This window comes from Streptosporangium heterodermiicola, assembly GCF_051390675.1.
In the GTDB taxonomy this organism is placed as follows: Bacteria; Actinomycetota; Actinomycetes; order Streptosporangiales; family Streptosporangiaceae; genus Streptosporangium.
In genome coordinates, this window is record NZ_JBPJSR010000031.1 from 49,175 (window position 1) to 66,060 (window position 16,886).

General features: G+C 70.5%; 14 protein-coding genes. 3 read left to right on the forward strand and 11 right to left on the reverse strand.

Annotated elements, in window-relative coordinates; genetic code table 11:
* Positions 1–20: 20 nt before the first annotated feature.
* From ACSC1Q_RS38895 to ACSC1Q_RS38905, 3 genes are all read right to left on the reverse strand, one after another.
* Positions 21–1,634 (reverse strand): ABC transporter ATP-binding protein, encoded by a 1,614-nt coding sequence (locus ACSC1Q_RS38895; protein ID WP_436763746.1) that lies wholly within the window; start codon positions 1,632–1,634, stop codon positions 21–23.
* 12 nt (positions 1,635–1,646) lie between these two features.
* Positions 1,647–2,726: a BMP family lipoprotein gene (locus tag ACSC1Q_RS38900; RefSeq protein WP_436763747.1), complete on the reverse strand. Its 1,080-nt coding sequence runs from the start codon at positions 2,724–2,726 to the stop codon at positions 1,647–1,649.
* A 484-nt stretch (positions 2,727–3,210) separates the two neighbouring features.
* Positions 3,211–4,452 (reverse strand): M20 family metallopeptidase, encoded by a 1,242-nt coding sequence (locus ACSC1Q_RS38905; protein WP_436763748.1) that lies wholly within the window; start codon positions 4,450–4,452, stop codon positions 3,211–3,213.
* 536 nt (positions 4,453–4,988) lie between these two features.
* Here ACSC1Q_RS38905 and ACSC1Q_RS38910 point away from each other — a divergent pair.
* Entirely contained in the window at positions 4,989–6,422 is a 1,434-nt protein-coding gene (locus tag ACSC1Q_RS38910) for a peptide ligase PGM1-related protein (protein ID WP_436763749.1), read from the forward strand.
* Here ACSC1Q_RS38910 and ACSC1Q_RS38915 read toward each other — a convergent pair.
* The gene (locus ACSC1Q_RS38915; RefSeq protein ID WP_436763750.1) at positions 6,381–6,581 is read right to left on the reverse strand and encodes an SCO4848 family membrane protein; all 201 of its coding nucleotides are present in this window, start codon (positions 6,579–6,581) and stop codon (positions 6,381–6,383) included. The genes ACSC1Q_RS38910 and ACSC1Q_RS38915 overlap by 42 nt on opposite strands.
* Positions 6,582–6,686: 105 nt before the next feature.
* Between ACSC1Q_RS38915 and ACSC1Q_RS38920 the strand changes: the two genes are divergently transcribed.
* On the forward strand, positions 6,687–7,985 hold the full coding sequence (locus ACSC1Q_RS38920; RefSeq protein ID WP_436763751.1) for a D-alanyl-D-alanine carboxypeptidase family protein: 1,299 nt from the start codon (positions 6,687–6,689) through the stop codon (positions 7,983–7,985).
* Positions 7,986–8,153: 168 nt separating this feature from the next.
* Here the strand turns inward: ACSC1Q_RS38920 and ACSC1Q_RS38925 are convergent, their stop codons facing one another.
* The 5 genes from ACSC1Q_RS38925 to ACSC1Q_RS38945 all read right to left on the reverse strand — a co-directional run bounded on the left by ACSC1Q_RS38925 (position 8,154) and on the right by ACSC1Q_RS38945 (position 13,544).
* Entirely contained in the window at positions 8,154–9,293 is a 1,140-nt protein-coding gene (locus tag ACSC1Q_RS38925; protein ID WP_436763752.1) for a hypothetical protein, read from the reverse strand.
* Between the two features lie 157 nt (positions 9,294–9,450).
* On the reverse strand, positions 9,451–9,813 hold the full coding sequence (locus ACSC1Q_RS38930) for a PadR family transcriptional regulator (RefSeq protein ID WP_436763753.1): 363 nt from the start codon (positions 9,811–9,813) through the stop codon (positions 9,451–9,453).
* Between the two features lie 124 nt (positions 9,814–9,937).
* A complete protein-coding gene (locus tag ACSC1Q_RS38935; protein ID WP_436763754.1) occupies positions 9,938–10,810 on the reverse strand; it encodes a YihY/virulence factor BrkB family protein in 873 nt (290 codons plus the stop codon).
* Positions 10,811–11,122: 312 nt separating this feature from the next.
* Positions 11,123–12,127, reverse strand: a complete 1,005-nt coding sequence (gene trpS / locus ACSC1Q_RS38940; protein ID WP_436763755.1) for a tryptophan--tRNA ligase — start codon at positions 12,125–12,127, stop codon at positions 11,123–11,125.
* Positions 12,128–12,230: 103 nt separating this feature from the next.
* Positions 12,231–13,544 carry a hemolysin family protein gene (locus ACSC1Q_RS38945; RefSeq protein ID WP_436763756.1) on the reverse strand — a complete coding sequence of 438 codons (1,314 nt, stop codon included), beginning with the start codon at positions 13,542–13,544 and terminating at the stop codon, positions 12,231–12,233.
* Positions 13,545–13,666: 122 nt separating this feature from the next.
* Here ACSC1Q_RS38945 and galE point away from each other — a divergent pair, with 122 nt between their 5' ends.
* Positions 13,667–14,626: a UDP-glucose 4-epimerase GalE gene (gene galE, locus ACSC1Q_RS38950; RefSeq protein WP_436763757.1), complete on the forward strand. Its 960-nt coding sequence runs from the start codon at positions 13,667–13,669 to the stop codon at positions 14,624–14,626.
* 87 nt (positions 14,627–14,713) lie between these two features.
* On the opposite strand, the gene ACSC1Q_RS38955 is transcribed toward galE, so the two are convergent.
* Both ACSC1Q_RS38955 and ACSC1Q_RS38960 read right to left on the reverse strand, forming a co-directional pair.
* A complete protein-coding gene (locus ACSC1Q_RS38955; protein ID WP_436763758.1) occupies positions 14,714–15,553 on the reverse strand; it encodes a hypothetical protein in 840 nt (279 codons plus the stop codon).
* Between the two features lie 278 nt (positions 15,554–15,831).
* A complete protein-coding gene (locus ACSC1Q_RS38960; RefSeq protein WP_436763772.1) occupies positions 15,832–16,809 on the reverse strand; it encodes a malate dehydrogenase in 978 nt (325 codons plus the stop codon).
* Between the last annotated feature and the right edge of the window lie 77 nt (positions 16,810–16,886).

Sequence of the window (16,886 nt, forward strand, 5' to 3'; positions counted from 1 at the left end):
CGTGTGCGCTACGTGGGTGTTCATGCCGCCTCTCCAGCACCCGTCATGGCCGAACCGAGCTGCTCGGGTGTCACGTCCTTGGGATCCACCTCGGCGACGATCCGGCCGCGCAGGATCACCTTCAGGGTGTCCGACAGGCCGATGAGCTCGTCGAGGTCGGCCGAGATCAGCAGGACCGCGAGGCCCGCGGCGCGCGCCGCGCGCAGGTGGTCCCAGATCGCGGCCTGGGCGCCCACGTCGACGCCGCGCGTCGGGTGGGACGCGATCAGGAAGACGGGCTCCCCGCTCATCTCCCGGCCGACGATCAGTTTCTGCTGGTTGCCGCCGGACAGGGCCGCGGCGTCCACGTCGATGCCCGGGGTCCGGACGTCGTACGCCTCGACGATGCGCCGGGTGTCCTCGCGCGCTCCCGCGCGGTCGATCCAGGGACCTTTGACATTGGGCCGCCGGGTCTGGTGGCCGAGGATCCGGTTCTCCCAGAGCGGGGCCTCAAGCAGCAGGCCGTGGCGGTGGCGGTCCTCGGGGATGTAGCCGATCCCGGCCTCGCGGCGGCGCAGCGTCGTCCAGGCGGAGATGTCGTGCTCGCCGAGGTGGATCTCGCCCTCGGCGGCGCGCATGCCCATGATGGCCTCGACCAGCTCGGCCTGCCCGTTGCCCTCGACCCCGGCGATGCCGAGCACCTCGCCCTTGCGGATGTCGAAGGTGACGTCGTCCACGACGCGACGGTCCTCGGCCGAGTAGACGGTCAGGTCGCGCACCGACAGCGCCACCACGTCGGTGACGGTGGACTCGCGGGTCTCCGGGCTGGGCAGCTCGCTGCCGACCATCAGCTCGGCCAGCTGCCTGGCGGTCACGTCCCTGGGATCCACGCTGGCCACGGTCGTGCCGCGCCGGATGACGGTGATGGCGTCGGCGACCAGGAGCACCTCGTCCAGCTTGTGCGAGATGAAGATGATCGTCAGACCCTCGCGGACCAGCTCGCGCAGGTTGACGAAGAGCTCTTTGACCTCCTGCGGCACGAGCACCGCGGTCGGCTCGTCCAGGATGAGGATCCGGGCGCCCCGGTAGAGGACCTTCAGGATCTCCACCCGCTGGCGGGCGCCGACGCCCAGGTCCTCGACGGTGACGTCGGGGTCGATGCCGAGGCCGTACGAGTCGGAGATCTCCCGGATCCTCCTGCGCGCGGTGCCGAAGTCGAGGGCGACCCCGCCCTTGCGGGGCTCGCTGCCGAGGATCACGTTCTCCAGCACGGTCAGGTTGTCGGCCAGCATGAAGTGCTGATGGACCATGCCGATGCCCACGGCGATCGCCTCCGCGGGAGAGCGGAAGCTCACGTCCTCGCCGTTGACGCGGATGTGCCCCTCGTCCGGGCGCTGCATGCCGTACAGGATCTTCATGAGGGTGGACTTGCCCGCGCCGTTCTCGCCGACGATGGCGTGCACGTGCCCCTGTCGTACGGAAAGGGAGATGTCACGGTTGGCGACGACGCCGGGGAATCTTTTCGTGATCCCCTCAAGCTCGACGGCCGGTGCCGAGGTGCTGATGACGGCCTCCTCCGTACGGATGGCCCCGATACGGAACGTGGTGGTCAGAGTAGGACAAAGGGCCCGGGGGAAATGTCCGCCGGGCCCCATATTTGTACCAGGTTAGGAGGTCTTGTCCGGAACGGTGATCTCGCCGGAGATGATCTTCTGCTTGTACTCGTCGAGCTTGGTCTTGATGTCGTCGACCTGGCCACCGGTGGTGGAGTAGTCGACACCGTCGGCCTTGAGGTCGTAGACCGTGCTGCCCGACTTCACCGAGTTGGTGGTGAAGCCCTTCAGGAAGTCGAAGACGGCGACGTCGACCTTCTTGATCATGGAGCTCATGATGACGCCCTGCAGCTCGGGGGCGGCGGTCTTCGCCTGGTCGGAGTCGACGCCGATGGCGAGACCCTTGGCCGCCTTGGCCGCCTCGAACACGCCGCCACCGGAGCCGCCCGCGGCCTGGTAGACCACGTCGGCGCCCGCGTCGAACATGCCCTCGGCCGCGGTCTTGCCCTTGGCCGGGTCGCTGAAGCCGGTGAAGTCCGGCGGCTGGGTGAGGTACTTGACCTCGATCTTCACGTCCGACTTGACCGCCTTGGCGCCCGCGACGAACCCGGCCTCGAACTTGTTGATCAGCGGCACCTGGACGCCGCCGACGAAGCCCACGTGGTTCTTCTTGCTCTTCAGCGCCGCCGCGGCGCCGACCAGGAAGGAACCCTCCTGCTCGGCGAAGAGCAGGTTCGAGATGTTGGGCGCGGCGGCCGCCGCGTCGTCGACGATCGCGAACTTGACGTCGGGGAATTCGGTCGCGACCTTCTTGACCGGGTTGGAGTACGCGAAGCCCACGGCGATGATCGGGTTGAAGCCGCCGTCGGCGAGCAGGCGGAGCCGCTCCTCCTTGGCCGCCTCGGTCTCGCCGTTACCGGCCTCCAGCTCGCTGACCTCGGTCAGGCCCAGCTCGGCCTTGGCCTTGTCGAGGCCCGCCGCCGCGGAGTCGTTGAACGACTGGTCACCACGCCCGCCGATGTCGTACGCGAGACCGACCTTCGGTCCCGTCGCGGCCGGCGCCGCACTGCTGGCGGCCCCGCTCGGCGCAGCCGACGTGGTCGGTTCCTCGCTTCCACCACACGCGGCAGCTCCCATGAGCATGCTGCCCGCCAGTGCGGTCGCGGCCAGCTTGCCGAATCGGTTCTGAAGCAAGATGGACTCCCTTCGCGTTTCAGTGCACGCGCGAAGAGACGCACGGCAACCCTGCACGGAAGATAGTTGGTCCATCAGGGTTGACCAAACCAGCACACAAGTCCGCAACAGGTCCGTTATCCAGCTCACGCCACCTTGTGACCCAGGGAGCGGGGCGGGACTACTCGCCGGTAGCCCCGGAGGGCCGCCACAGCCTGGCATTGGTACACCTGTGCGGTGGTCGACGATCATTTTCGGAGGCCGTCGACCGGTTCCTCAGGATATGTCCGGACTTTTCAGCTGACTAGATGTCAGGACGCGCCAGTTGTCGGCTTTCCCGGTCATCGCTAGTCGCCGGCGTTCACGGGTGGTCGTCGGCTTTCCCGGTCATCGCTGGTCGTCGGCGTTCACGGGTGGTTGTCGGCTTTCCCGGTCATCGCTGGTCATCGACGCTTACGGGTGGTCGTCGGCTTTCCCGGTCATCGCTGGCTGTCGACGTTCGCGGCTAGTTGTCGGCGTTCACGGCCATGAGCGCCTCGCCCGCGACGGGACGCTGCCCCTCCCAGAGGGCCGTCAGCGCGGTCGCCGCGAGGAAACGCACCCCTGCGCCGATGGCGCTCTCGTCCACGTCGAAGGTGCCCTGGTGGATGTCGGCCAGGTGCGCCGACCCCGGCTCGCGGGTGCCGAGCCTGGCGAACGCGCCGGGAATGGACTCCAGGTACCAGCCGAAGTCCTCGCCGCCCAGGCTCTGCTCCGTCGGCACGGGAGCGCCCTCGCCGAGCACGCCCTCCGCGGCCTCGGCCAGCATCTGCACGCTGATCTTGTCGTTGACCACCGGCGGCACGCCGCGCACGTAGTCCATCTCCGCCTCGACGCCGTACGCGCCGGCGACCGACTCCAGCAGCGACTTGATCATGTCGGGGGCCGCGTGCCAGGCGGCCTCGTCCAGGCAGCGGACGGTGCCCTCGGCGACGCCGTCGTCCGGGATGGCGTTGGCCACCGAGCCCGCCTCGACCCGGCCCCAGACCAGGCTGAGCGAGGAGCGGGGGTCGACCCGGCGCGAGAGCGCGGCGGGCAGCTCGGTGAGGATCTTGGCGAGCGCGAAGACGAGGTCGGCGGTGAGGTGCGGCCTGGCGGTGTGCCCGCCGGGGCCGCTCACCCTGATCGTGACCTTGTCGCAGGCCGAGGTGATGGGGCCGGCCTTGAGGCCGACCTTGCCGACGTCCAGCCGGGGGTCGCAGTGCAGGCCGAAGATGCGGTCGACGCCGCTGATGCCGCCCGAGGCCATCACCTCCAGCGCGCCGCCGGGAAGCTCCTCTGCGGGCTGGAAGATCAGCCGGACCCGGCCGGGCAGCAGGCCGGCCTCGGCCTGCTGGGCGAGGAAGAGCGAGGTGCCGAGCAGGATCGCGGTGTGCACGTCGTGGCCGCAGGCGTGACACACGCCGGGGACCGTCGAGCTGTAGGAGACGTCCTTCTCGTCCGGCACGGGCAGCGCGTCGATGTCGGCCCGCAGCGCCACGGTCGGGCCGTCGCCGCTGCCGACGTCGCAGAGCAGGCCGGTGCCGCGCGGCAGTATCGAGGGGACCAGTCCCGCGGCGGTGAGGCGCTCGGCGACGCGCTGCGTCGTGCGGTATTCGGCGAACGCGAGCTCGGGATGCATGTGCAGGTCCCGGCGGAAGTTGATCAGCTCCTGCTCGCGGCCCGCGAGGAACGTGTCGAGCTCTCCCCGCAAATTACGCCCCCGCATTGCTCACCGTCCCATCCGCGCCGGCGGGCCTGGATCCTCGACGCACCGTGCCACTGCCCAGGATCGCGAAACCCATGAGGCAGTCTCGAAAAAAAGCGATCGCCGCACCGACGGGCCGGAGTGGGGTCTCACGGGCCGCATCAGCACGGACTGGTCGGTCGCCGACGCGAAAACGGCAGGCCGGTGACCCGGGGAAGCCGTCGCGTTGGCGATGACAACGACTTTATCCCTCCCCCCCAGCCCCTCGCCGACATCCAGGCCAAATGTTTTGTCACCCCGTGCCCCACTCGTACACCTTCTGACCCGGGAGGACCAGGAAAGATAGCCCAAATTGACTATGAGACGATGGTCAGGGCGAGGGACGGCCTCCGCGGGAGGCGGTAGCCCCCGGGCCATTTCCAAACGTCGCCGACCTGGCAATTTACGTGACCTCAGGTGCCGGTCATCGAACCCGGCGGAGTGATGTAAACAGGAATAATGCGTGTTTAACTCCTCACATGATCACTAACATCCCATTCGGGGAGAGGCAGTCGCGTTTGAGCATATTTGAACCGGACGAGGGCACCCTGGTGGTCCTTCCCTCGTTGTCGCTTCCCCAGGATGAGCTGCGCAGGATCACCGGCCCCCTTAGCTACGAGGAGCGGCTGCTGTTCCTCCTCCTCACCCTGAGGAAGCCGAACGTCGAGGTCGTCTACCTCACCTCGACGCCGGTGGACAGCGCGGTCGTGGACTACTACCTGAGCTTCCTCGACGATCCCGACGAGGCTCGCACGCGCCTGCAAATGATCAGTTTGGATGATCCCGACACGCACCCGCTCACCGAGGCGCTGCTGCGCCGCCCGGACGTGATCGCGCGCATCCGCGCCGCCATCGGCGGCCACCGGGAGGGCGACACCGCCTCCGGCACCGAGGACGATGGGAACGGCGGCGGCAGCGGCAGGGCCGCCTGGATGGTGCCGTTCGTGGTGAGCGAGTACGAGGAGCGCCTCGCCGGGGTGCTCTCCCTGCCGGTGTACGGCCCCGCCACCTCCCTGGCCCACCTGGGCTCCAAGAGCGGCGGGCGCACGATCGGCGGCGAGGCCGGGGTGCCGCTGGTCAGGGGCTTCGGCGACCTTCGCTCGCTGATCGAGGTGGAGCACGCCGCTCGCGCGCTGGGTCCCACGAGCAAGCTGATGGTGAAGCTCAACAACAGCTACTCGGGACTCGGCAACGCCATCGTGACCAAGGACGACCGGCCGCTCTCCTCCTGCCCCACGAGCTTCTCCGCGTCGGACGAGAGCTGGACGACGTTCGCCGAGAAGGTCGCCGAGCGGGGAGCGGTGATCGAGGAGTTCATCGAGGACCGGCCGCTGTACTCCCCCAGCGCGCTGGCGCGGATCACCCCCGGCGGCTCGTACGACGTGGTCGCCACCCACGAGCAGATCCTCGGCGGCCCCAACGGCGACGTCTACCAGGGCTGCACCTTCCCCGCCCGGCAGGAGTACCGGGCCGAGCTGGGCGCGCACGCCGAGCGGATCGCCAGGATCCTCGCGGGCCGCGGCGTGGTGGGGCTGTTCGGGATCGACTTCTTCGCCGTCAAGACCGACGGCGGCTACCGCACGCTGATGTGCGAGATCAACCTGCGCATCGGCGGCACCACCCACCCGTTCGGCGCCGCGATCCTGACCACCGGCGCGTCGTACGACCCGGAGACCGGCATGCTCGTGCACGCGGGCCGGCCGAAGCACTACGTGGCGACGGACAACTGCGCCTCGCCCGCCCTGCGGGGCCGCACTCCCGGTGAGGTGGTCAAGCTGGTCAACGACGGAGGCCTCGGCTTCGACCGCGAGAGCCGCACCGGGAACGTGCTGCACATGCTGGGCGGGATCCCCAAGTACGGCAAGCTCGGGTTCACCAGCATCGGCGACTCCGCGGAGGAGGCCGCCGAACTACACCGGAGGACGCTGGTCACGCTTCGCAAGACCGCGTAGGGCGATCGCGCCGAGCACGACCGCCAGCACGAGGTTGACGGCGATCAGGATTCCGTGGACCACGTAGAAGGCCGTTGGATGACCGTCCGCGAGATTGAAGCCAAGGGTGATCCATTCGAAGATCATGAAAGCGGCAAGGCCGATCAGAAAAGCGGCCATCTTTCGCGTTATTTGCATGAGGTCAGTATTCCGCCGAGTGGTTCGTACCTGGTCAGGGCACCTGTAACTCCATGCGAACCGGTACGAAGCTACCCTGAGATCATCATGGGGATCAAACACGTCGCGCCCGTCGGGGTGCTGCTCGCGGCGACCGCCCTCCTCGGCGCGCCCGCACAGGCCCGGGTCGCGGACGCGCCCACGACCGGCCGTCCTGACCTGCGCACAGGTGTCGGTTCGGCGGATTCGCGTACGGGCGCAGGTGTGCCGGATTCGCTTACGGGCGCCGGTGCGGCGGCTCCACGCGCGGGTGCCGACGCGCCGGGCTCGCGCACGGGCACCGGTTCGGCGGAGGGTCCGGGCGCGCGCCGCGAGCGCGAGCCGGTCGGCGGCTCCCGGCTCGGGGGGCGGGGCCTCGTCGTCCCCGCCGGTGTGAAGGCCCCTCCCAAGACGGCCGCGAAGTCGTACGTGATCGCCGACGCCGAGAGCGGTGAGGTGCTGGCCGCCAAGGACGCCCACGGGCGCTACCTTCCCGCGAGCACGCTGAAGGCGCTGACCGCCCTCACCCTGATCCCGAAGCTGGACAAGGACCGGAAGATCACGCCGAGCAGGCGCGCCGTGAACGAGGAGGGCAGCGCGGTCGGCCTGGTCCCCAAGCCCATCTACACCGTCGAGGACCTGTTCAAGGCGCTGATGCTCGTCTCGGGCAACGACTGCGCGATGGCGCTGGCCGAGGCCAACGGCGGCCTGGCCACGACCCTGTCGGACATGAACGCCGAGGCCAAGCGCCTGCAGGCGTTCGACACGGTGGCCAAGACCCCGAGCGGGCTGGACAAGCCGGGCCAGAGCAGCTCCGCCTACGACCTGGCGCTGATCGCCCGCGCCGGTCTGGCCAACGCCGACTTTCGGCGATATATCAGCACAAAGACCGATAAGTTTCCGGCTCCCAAGGGCTACTACGAGATCGGCAACCACAACAAGCTGCTCTGGCGCTACAAGGGCATGATCGGCGTCAAGAACGGCTGGACGTCCAAGGCCCTGGGCAGCTTCGTCGGCGCGGCCAAGCGCAACGGCCACACCGTCATCGTGTCGATCATGCGTCATGACGGCTACTTCTGGGAGGAGGTCGCCGACCTGCTCGACTGGGGCTTCGCCAACCGCGACAAGGTCACCTCGGTCGGAACGCTCGTCGACCCGGTCCCCGAGCCCGCCCCGCTGCCCACCGGACCCGCCGCCTCGGCGCCCCCCGCCGCTCCGGCCCCCGTCTCCGCGCAGGACCCGGCCGCGGCCTCCAGACCCGCCGACGAGGGCGTCCCGATCGGCTACTACGCCCTCGGCGCCGCCCTGCTCGGCGGCCTGGCCTGGCTGGCGTACGGCCTGCGCAGGCGCTCCCACCGGCCACGGTGATCCGCGCCGCGCCCGGGGCGTCCGCTCCGGGCACGGGTGGGGGTACGGGGTACCGCCCGCCCGCTCCGGACCGGACCGGGTGGACGGCTCCCCGGCGGCCCGCCCGTTCCCTGCCCGGTCACCCCTCGGCTGGTCCCCTCGGCGGCGCGCCCGTTCCCGGTGACCCGGTCACCCCTCGGCCGGTCCCTCGCGGCTCCCGGCCGGCGCGGCCGGCGCGGCCGGTAGGGTCCTGAGCCCCAGGACGGCGCTCCACGCGGCGAAGGCCAGGAGCACGGCCGCCTGGCCGAACATGGCGAGCGTGATGATCCGGCTCGTCTCGTCGGCGAAGCCGATGCCGACGTCGTAGTTCAGCCCGGCCAGACGGACGCCCAGCACCGGCATCGCCAGGATCGCCAGGGCGAGCGGCCACGACGGGGTGCGCCGGTCGGGCGCGTACGCGTGCACGCAGGCGTACGCGACGCCCGCGCCCAGGATAAGCACGCTCAACTGGCCGGGAAGGTCCAGCCACGGCCACATCCAGGCGGCGAGGGCGGGAGACGCGATCGCCTCGTACAGCGCGACGAGAGCGGCACCGGCGGCGAGGGGAGGCAGCAGGAGCCACAGCGACCTGCGCACGGGCCGCGCGTCCCGGTGGAAACCGGCCCACAGGGCCAGCACCGTGACCAGGGGCGGCAGCAGGCCGGCCGGCACACTCCAGGGGAAGACCGTCAGGCCGGAGAAGGAGGGCAGGCCGGAGAAGACGGGCAGGCCAGGGAAGGCGGTCAGGCCGGAGAGGACGGCCAGGACCATCTGGATCAGGCCCGGCACCTCCAGCACGAGCGCGAGAAGCGCCAGCGCCCTGGCGGCGCGCGGGCGCCCGGCGAGGAGCGCCGCGAGCGGGGCGAACCAGAGGGCGCCCGCGAGACCTCCCAGGATGGCGGCGAGCCGCTCGGGCGACCCCGTGGGCCCGGCCATCTGGGCGATCAGAGGCTCGGCCGTGCCGATCATCCCGTACGCGCGCAGGGTGCTCGTGGCGGCGAGGGCTCCGAGGAACGCCTGGAGGCCCAGCCCCAGCAGGGCCACGAGGCGGACCGTCTCTCCCCACGCGAGGGACCTCGGCGCCGGGTGGCCCGCTCCCCCGAGACGGACCCGGACCGCCAGCACGGCGACGCTGGCGATCTCCGACCAGCGAGGCCGGGGCCCGTCGTCGTCGGAGACATCCGGCGAGCCCTCCAGGAACACGGAGACCATCTCCTCCTCGCGCTCGGCGCGGTAGGAGGCGGGCAGCAGGCGCAGCCAGCGGCGATAGCGATCCTCCAGCAGACTCACCGGCGCGCCCCTCTCCCGATCACCCTCACACAGGACTTCACGCGGGACCTGCCGTGGAACTTCACCCTCGCCTTCACGCGGGACTTCGCGATCGCTCTCACGCGGAACCTCTCGCTCGTTTTCACGCAGGACTTCGCGCGGGACCTCCCACTCGCCCTCACGCGGGACCTCCGGCGGCGGTCGACCGGCCGTGCCGTGCATGCCGGGCGCGGAGCCGGTCGGCGGCGGTCCTCGCGTTCTCCGCGAGCCGGACGGCCTCGGCCTCCAGCGTCCGCGAACCGGAGTCGGTGAGCCGGTAGTAACGACGTAACCGCCCCTGCTGGACCTCCTCGCGGTCGAGGGCCACCAGCCCGTCACCCGCCAGCCGGTCGAGCACGCCGTAGAGCGTGCCGACCTTGAGCTGGACCCGCCCGCCCGACAGCCGCTCGACCTCCCGCACGATGCCGTAGCCGTGACACGGCTCGTCGACCAGCGCGGTGAGGATGAGGAACGCGGGCTCCGTCATCACCCTTGGAGTCATGCCTTGCAGCATATATCGGAAAGCAGGATATGCCGAGAGGGGATTTCACGCGACACCGAACGGTTCGGAGCAGGGCGGTTCAGAGGTGGGCAGTACGGGGTCGGACTGTTCGGCGGCGGGCGGTTCAGGCGCGGATGGCGGTGGCCGGGACCGGGGTGGGGTCGGGCGGAGGCCCAAGGGAGGCGGTCGCGGTCCAGGCGGCGGCATACATGATCACCCGGGCAGAGAAGTTGATCCAGACCAGCAGGCCGACCACGACGGCGAACACCCCGTAGACGGGGTTGTTCAGGGTGCCCGAGAGGATCAGCGCGGCGAGCTGCTTGAGCAGGGCGAAACCGGCCGCGCCGAGCAGGGCGCCGCGCAGCAGCACCCGCAAGGGCTGCCTGGAGCGGCCCAGCCCGCGCAGGATGACCAGGAAGACGACGACGTCGGTGAGCACGCTGACCGTGAGCCCGGCCAGCCAGATCGTGACGGTGGCCACCGGTGACCCCGACAGGCCGAACCATCCGGCCACCACCCCGCTGGCCTGGGTCGCGAAACCGGCGACCAGCACCGACGCCACCATCGTCGTGCCGACGATCACGAGCGCGGCCAGGTCCCTCAGCTTGGCCAGGGCGAAGTTGAGCGGCGCCTCGGTCGTCATGGAGATCTCGCGCAGCGCGCCGCGCAGGGCGTCGACCGCGCCGAGCCCGGCGTAGAGGAGCCCGAGCAGGCCGATGATCCCGGCGCTGGTCCGGGATCCGGCGATCTGCTTGATCGGCAGCTTGTCGGCGAGGCCGGGCAGGTAATGGTTGATCGCCGCCTGCAGGGTCACGATGGCGTCGGGCCTGACGGAGAGGAAGTAACCGAAGACCGCGAAGGCCAGCGCGACGATCGGGAAGAACGACAGGAAGGCGAAGTAGCTGACCGCTCCGGCGAGCCGGTCGCCGGACTGGATCTGGTAGCGCTGGAAGGTCCTGACCAGGTGGTCGAACCAGTGCCACCTGATCCGGGCCACGCCGAGCGTCCTCCCGAGTCGCTCACGGGCCGCTTGGAGACGTTCCAGCACGCTTTTCACGTGCGCCCCCTACCCAATCACCGCCGTCCCGATCGTGGACGGCGACGGAAAAGCAGCCGTGCGTGCACGGGAGACCACGGAGCGGACGGAAGACGGCCGGAGCCCGTACCGCGAAGGATCCTCCGGCCGTACGGGAAGCGTCGCGGCCCGGCTCCTCCGGCCGTACGGGAGCCGTACGGGAATCGGCCGGCCAGCCGTACGGGAAACGTCACGGCCCGGGCGGGAATCCCGTCCGGGCCGTGCGAGGGAGGATCACGAGGTGGGCAGGAACCCCACCCGGTCGCGCACCCTGGCCATGGTCTCGGCGGCCACCGCGCGGGCCCGGGCGGCCCCGACGGCGAGCATCCGGTCGAGCTCGGCCTCGTCGGCGAGCAGCTTCTCGGTGCGCTCGCGGATCGGGGTGAAGGTGTCGACCACGAGCTCGGCCACGTCCTTCTTGAACGTGCCGTACCCCTGCCCGGCGTAGCGGGCCTCCAGCTCGGGGATCGGGACGCCGCTCAGCGCGGACTGGATGCGCAGCAGGTTGGTGACGCCGGGCTTGTTCTCGTCGTCGGCGAGGACCTCGGAGCCGGTGTCGGTGACCGCGCGCATGATCTTCTTGCGGAGCGGCCCCGGCTGCTCCAGCAGGTCCAGGATGCCGGTGGGCGAGGAGGACGACTTCGACATCTTCGCCGTGGGCTCCTGGAGGTCGGTGATCTTCTCGACCCCCTTGACGATGTGCGGCTCCGGCAGCGTGAAGGTCTCGCCGAAGCGGTGGTTGAAGCGCTGCGCGAGGTCGCGGGTGAGCTCCAGGTGCTGCTTCTGGTCAGCGCCGACCGGCACCCGGTTGGCCTGGTAGAGCAGGATGTCGGCCGCCTGCAGGATCGGGTAGGTGAACAGCCCGACACTCGCCGAGCTCTCGCCGGCCTTGGCCGCCTTGTCCTTGAACTGGGTCATCCGCCCGGCCTCGCCCATGCCGGTGAGGCAGATCAGCACCCAGGCCAGCTCGGTGTGCTCACGGACGTGGCTCTGCACGAAGACCGTGGAACGCTCGGGGTCGAGACCCGCGGCGAAGAGCTGGGCCGCGGCGACCCTGGAGCGCCTGCGCAGCACTTCCGGCTGGTAGTCCACGGTGATCGCGTGCAGGTCGACGACGCAGTAGAAGGCGTCGTACCCCTCCTGCATGGCGACGTACTGCCTGATGGCACCGAGGTAGTTTCCCAGGTGGAAGGAGTCTGCGGTGGGCTGGATTCCCGACAGGACACGAGGACTGGCCATAACAGCCAATTCTGTCAGCTGCCGGGAGTGGTTGGCCCGCCGACCGCGGGCTCCGCTCGCGGCATCCCGTTCACGCGAAGCGCCTCCCCCGCGACCGGCCCCGTCAGCTGTCAGAAGTGGACGGCGCCTCCGGGCGCGGGGTGCTCCGTTTGATCCTCACCCGGGCGACCCTGCGCCCGTCCATGTCGGTGACCGTCAGGTCGAACCCCGGGATCTCCACCCGCTCCCCCAGCGCGGGAAGGTGGCCGAGCTCCGACATGACGAACCCGCCGAGGGTCTCGTACGGGCCGTCGGCGAGGCGGATCCCGCTCTCGGTCGCCACCTCGTCGAGATTGGCCAGCCCGTCGAGCTCGACCTCCCCCGCGGGCAGCGCGACGTGCTCGTCCGCGACGTCGTGCTCGTCGCGGATGTCGCCGATCAGCTCCTCGACGAGGTCCTCCAGGGTGACGATGCCCGCCGTGCCGCCGTACTCGTCGACCACGATCGCGAGGTGGTGCCCCTCCTTGCGCATCTCCGACAGCGTGGCCATCAGCCGCTTGCTGGTGGGGACCAGCTTGACCGGGCGGATCGGCACCAGCTCGCTGATCGGCTCGATGGACCCGGTCAGCACCGGGTCGAGCAGGTCGCGGATGTGGACGAAGCCCACGATGTCGTCGTAGGAGTCGCGGTAGACGGGGAAACGGGAGTGCGGCATGGCGGCGGCCAGGATCGCCGCCTCGGCCAGCCGCGTGTCGGCGGACATGAACTCCACCTCGGTGCGTGGCAGCATCACCTCGCGGAGCTGCCGCTTGCCCGCCGCGAACACCTCCCCGATCAGGTGGCGCTCGTCGGCGGTGAGCTCCTGGTGGCCCACCACCATGTCGCGCAGCTCCTCGGTGGAGATCTCCTCGCGGTCGGCGTCGGGATCGCCGCCGAGCAGCTTGACGACCCCGTCGGTGGACTTGGACAGCGCCCAGATGATCGGCCGCGACAGCGCGGCCATCCGGTCGAGGAACGGCGCGACCAGCAGGGAGATCCCCTCGGCACGCTGCCTGGCGATCCGTTTGGGGGCCAGCTCGCCGAGGACCAGCGAGGCGTACGAGATCGCCAGCGTCACCAGCACCAGGGAGAGCGGGGCGGTCACGGCCTCCGGCACCCCCCAGCCGGTCACCACGGGGATGAGGTCCTTGGCGAGGGTGTCGGCGCCGAAGGCCGCCGAGAGCATGGTCGCCACGGTGACGCCGATCTGCACGGCGGACAGGAAGCGGTTGGGGTCACGGGCGAGCTTGGCGGCCCGCGCCCCCCTGCGGCCCTGGGTGTCGAGCCGTCTGACCTGGCTCTCCCTGAGGGAGACCATGGCCATCTCCGCCGCGGCGAAGAATCCCCCGATCAGTACGAAGAGCATGACCAGGGCGATGTTCGCCAGGACGCTGTTCACGAGATCGTCTCCGTCATGGCGGTCGGCCGTTCCGGCGGTGGCCGATATTTGATGTGCCAGCATATGCTGGCGATAGACTTACAAAAGTAAACAAGTACAAACATCATCAAACAGGAGGCTCCGTGAAGCTGCTCGTCACCGGAGGCGCCGGATACATCGGCGGGGTCGTGGCGGCGCAACTCGTCGAGGCGGGCCACGAGGTCACCGTGCTGGACGACCTCTCCACCGGCCACGCCGACGCGGTGCCGCCGGGCGCCCGCTTCGTCGAGGGGTCGATCACCGATGCCGCCGACCTGCTGGTCGGCACCGACGCCGTGCTCCACTTCGCGGCGAAGTCCCTGGTCGGCGAGTCCGTGGAGCGGCCCGGCCTCTACTGGGCGCACAACCTCGGCGGCACCCTGGCCCTGCTCGACGCCATGCGGGGCGCCGGGGTGGGGCGGATCGTCTTCTCCTCCACCGCCGCGACGTACGGCGAGCCGGAGCGCTCCCCGATCGAGGAGACCGACCCGACCCGGCCGACCAACCCCTACGGCGCGTCCAAGCTCGCCGTCGACACCGCGCTGAGCGCGTTCGCCGGGCTGTACGGCCTCGCCGCGGTGAGCCTGCGCTACTTCAACGTGGGCGGCGCCTACACCGCGGGAGACGGCAGGGTCTACCGCGAACGTCACACCGTGGAGACCCACCTGATCCCTAACATCCTCGCCGTCGCGCTCGGCGGGCGCGAGTCGGTCAGCGTGTTCGGCACGGACTACCCCACTCCCGACGGCACATGCGTGCGCGACTACATCCACGTGGCCGACCTCGCCAGGGCCCACCTGCTGGCGCTGGACGCCTGCTCGCCGGGCGAGCACAGGATCTACAACCTGGGCAGCGGGACGGGCTTCTCGGTCCAGGAGGTGCTGTCGGTCTGCCGCGAGGTGACCGGCCACGAGATCCCGGCGATCGTGCGCGAGCGCCGCGCCGGTGACCCGGCCGTGCTGGTGGCCTCGTCGGAGAGGATCCGGCGCGAGCTCGGCTGGAAGCCCGAGCACCCGTCGGTCCGCGACGTCGTCGCCGACGCCTGGGCCGCCCTGCTCGGCTGACGCCACCCCGCCCCACCCGCCGCCCCGGCCGCGCCGCCGGCCTCGGAACCGTACGACCGGGGCCGGGCGCGGACCGGCCGGCCGCGCCTACCCCAGGCTGAGGCGGGCCGTGTTGTTGGCCGGGCGGCGGTCGCCCAGCCGGAGGGAGTAGACGGTCGCCTCGGCCCGTGGCGCGTGCGCGCGGGCCACGAAGGCGAGCATGAAGCTCACCCGCCGTCCCGCGCCGACCGTACGGAGCCTGCACCCGACGTAGGCGGGGTGGGAGTCGCACCGCGCGCCCCTCGCCGACATGAGGCGCGCCCCGCCGGTGTCGAAGAGGACCCCGGCGTCGTGGACGCGCCGCGGCCCGCGGTTGCGCACCACGGCGGCCACGGTGACCAGGCGGCCGGCACGCTTCGCGCGCGACAGCCTGACGGCCAGGTCCGTACCCTCGTCCACCTCGGTGAGCGTCTCGGAGGAGTTGTCCGTCTCGTCGTCGTCCACGACCTCCGAGGAGAGCTCGGCGCTCGCCCTCAGCGGGCCCCGCGCGCCGGACCTCACCATCCCGGTGATCGTCACCCCGCCGGTCTGACCGGCCAGGACGTCCGTCGGCGAGGGACAGACCACCTCTCCGGCCACGGCGCCGGGAAGGCACTCGGCGACGTTGACGCCGACCACCACCACCTGCTCCGGCAACCGTACGGTGAGCAGCGGGAGCACCGCGTCGCCGGGACCGTCGTTGCGCACCTCGGCCCGGTAGGTCAGCGGTTGTCCGGGCTGCGCGCGCTTCGGGGAGGCCGTCAGCCGCACCGACAGGTCGGCGCCGCCCCAGCCGTCGTCCTCCGGTGAGGCGAGCGCCCCCCGGGGTGCCGCCACGAGCGCGAGACAGATCACCCCGGTGACGATCCGCACCGCGGCGTGCCCCCTGAACACCGATCCCCCGACCACAAGTGATCATTGAACGCCGGGTCGCGCCGCCCCGCGATGATCGACACGCCGCCTTTTCCTCCGCCGCCCGTACGAGGAAAGAACCGGGGAGGCACGGAAGGCCGGGAACGCGAACGGGACCCCGGTGTGCCGGGGTCCCGTTCGCGTGGCGACTCGGATCAGACCGGATCAGAACGGCTCAGGTCGAAGCGGCTCGGGTCGAAGCGGCTCAGACTGGCTCAGGTCAGAGTGGCTCGCACCGAGGGGGTTCAGATCAGGGTCATTCGGCTCGACGCGGCTCAGATGAGACCGAGCTCCCGCACCGCGGAACGCTCCTCCTCCAGCTCGCGCACCGTGGCGTCGATGCGCTCGCGGGAGAAGGCGTCGATCTCCAGGCCCTGGATGATCTCCCACTTGCCGTCGCGCGAGCTGACCGGGAAGGACGAGATGAGCCCCTCCGACACGCCGTACGAACCGTCGGAGGGGATCGCGGCCGAGGTCCAGGCGGTGCCGTTGACCCAGTCGAAGACGTGGTCGATCGCCGCGTTGGCGGCGGAGGCGGCCGAGGACGCGCCCCTGGCCTCGATGATCGCGGCGCCGCGCTTGGCGACGGTGGGGATGAAGGTGTCGCGCAGCCAGGCCTCGTCGACCAGCTCGGCGGCGATCTTGCCGCCGACCTCGGCGTGGAAGAGGTCGGGGTACTGGGTGGCGGAGTGGTTGCCCCAGATGGTCATCTTCTTGATCTCGGTGACCGGGACCCCGAGCTTGGCGGCGAGCTGGGACAGCGCGCGGTTGTGGTCGAGGCGGGTCATCGCGGTGAAGCGCTCGGCCGGGACGTCCGGGGCGTGCTGCTGGGCGATGAGCGCGTTGGTGTTGGCCGGGTTGCCGACCGCCAGCACGCGGATGTCGCCGGCCGCGTGGTCGTTGATCGCCTTGCCCTGCGGGCCGAAGATGCCGCCGTTGGCCTGGAGGAGGTCGCCGCGCTCCATGCCCTTGCTACGGGGACGGGCGCCGACCAGCAGCGCGACGTTGGCGCCGTCGAACGCCACGTTCGGGTCGTCGGTGATCTCGATGCCGCTCAGCAGCGGGAACGCGCAGTCGTCGAGCTCCATCGCGGTGCCCTCGGCGGCCTTCACGGCCTGCGGGATCTCCAGGAGGCTCAGCGTGACCGGGACGTCGGCGCCCAGCAACTGGCCCGAGGCGATGCGGAAAAGCAGCGCGTAGCCGATCTGACCGGCGGCGCCGGTGACGGTGACCTTTACGGGAGTCTGGGCCATGACCTTCCCCCACTCGAAGGATGAATTGTGACGCTCGGATGCTACCCGTCCACGGTGGACGGCCGTCCGGCGAGTGC

Bases quoted from the DNA above. Each gene is read 5' to 3' on its own strand.
- trpS (WP_436763755.1), bottom strand. From the start codon at position 12,127: ATGGCCAGTCCTCGTGTCCTGTCGGGAATCCAGCCCACCGCAGACTCC.
- ACSC1Q_RS38905 (WP_436763748.1), bottom strand. From the start codon at position 4,452: ATGCGGGGGCGTAATTTGCGGGGAGAGCTCGACACGTTCCTCGCGGGC.
- ACSC1Q_RS38895 (WP_436763746.1), bottom strand. From the start codon at position 1,634: ATGGGGCCCGGCGGACATTTCCCCCGGGCCCTTTGTCCTACTCTGACC.
- ACSC1Q_RS38915 (WP_436763750.1), bottom strand. From the start codon at position 6,581: ATGGCCGCTTTTCTGATCGGCCTTGCCGCTTTCATGATCTTCGAATGG.
- ACSC1Q_RS38960 (WP_436763772.1), bottom strand. From the start codon at position 16,809: ATGGCCCAGACTCCCGTAAAGGTCACCGTCACCGGCGCCGCCGGTCAG.
- ACSC1Q_RS38930 (WP_436763753.1), bottom strand. From the start codon at position 9,813: ATGACTCCAAGGGTGATGACGGAGCCCGCGTTCCTCATCCTCACCGCG.
- ACSC1Q_RS38920 (WP_436763751.1), top strand. From the start codon at position 6,687: ATGGGGATCAAACACGTCGCGCCCGTCGGGGTGCTGCTCGCGGCGACC.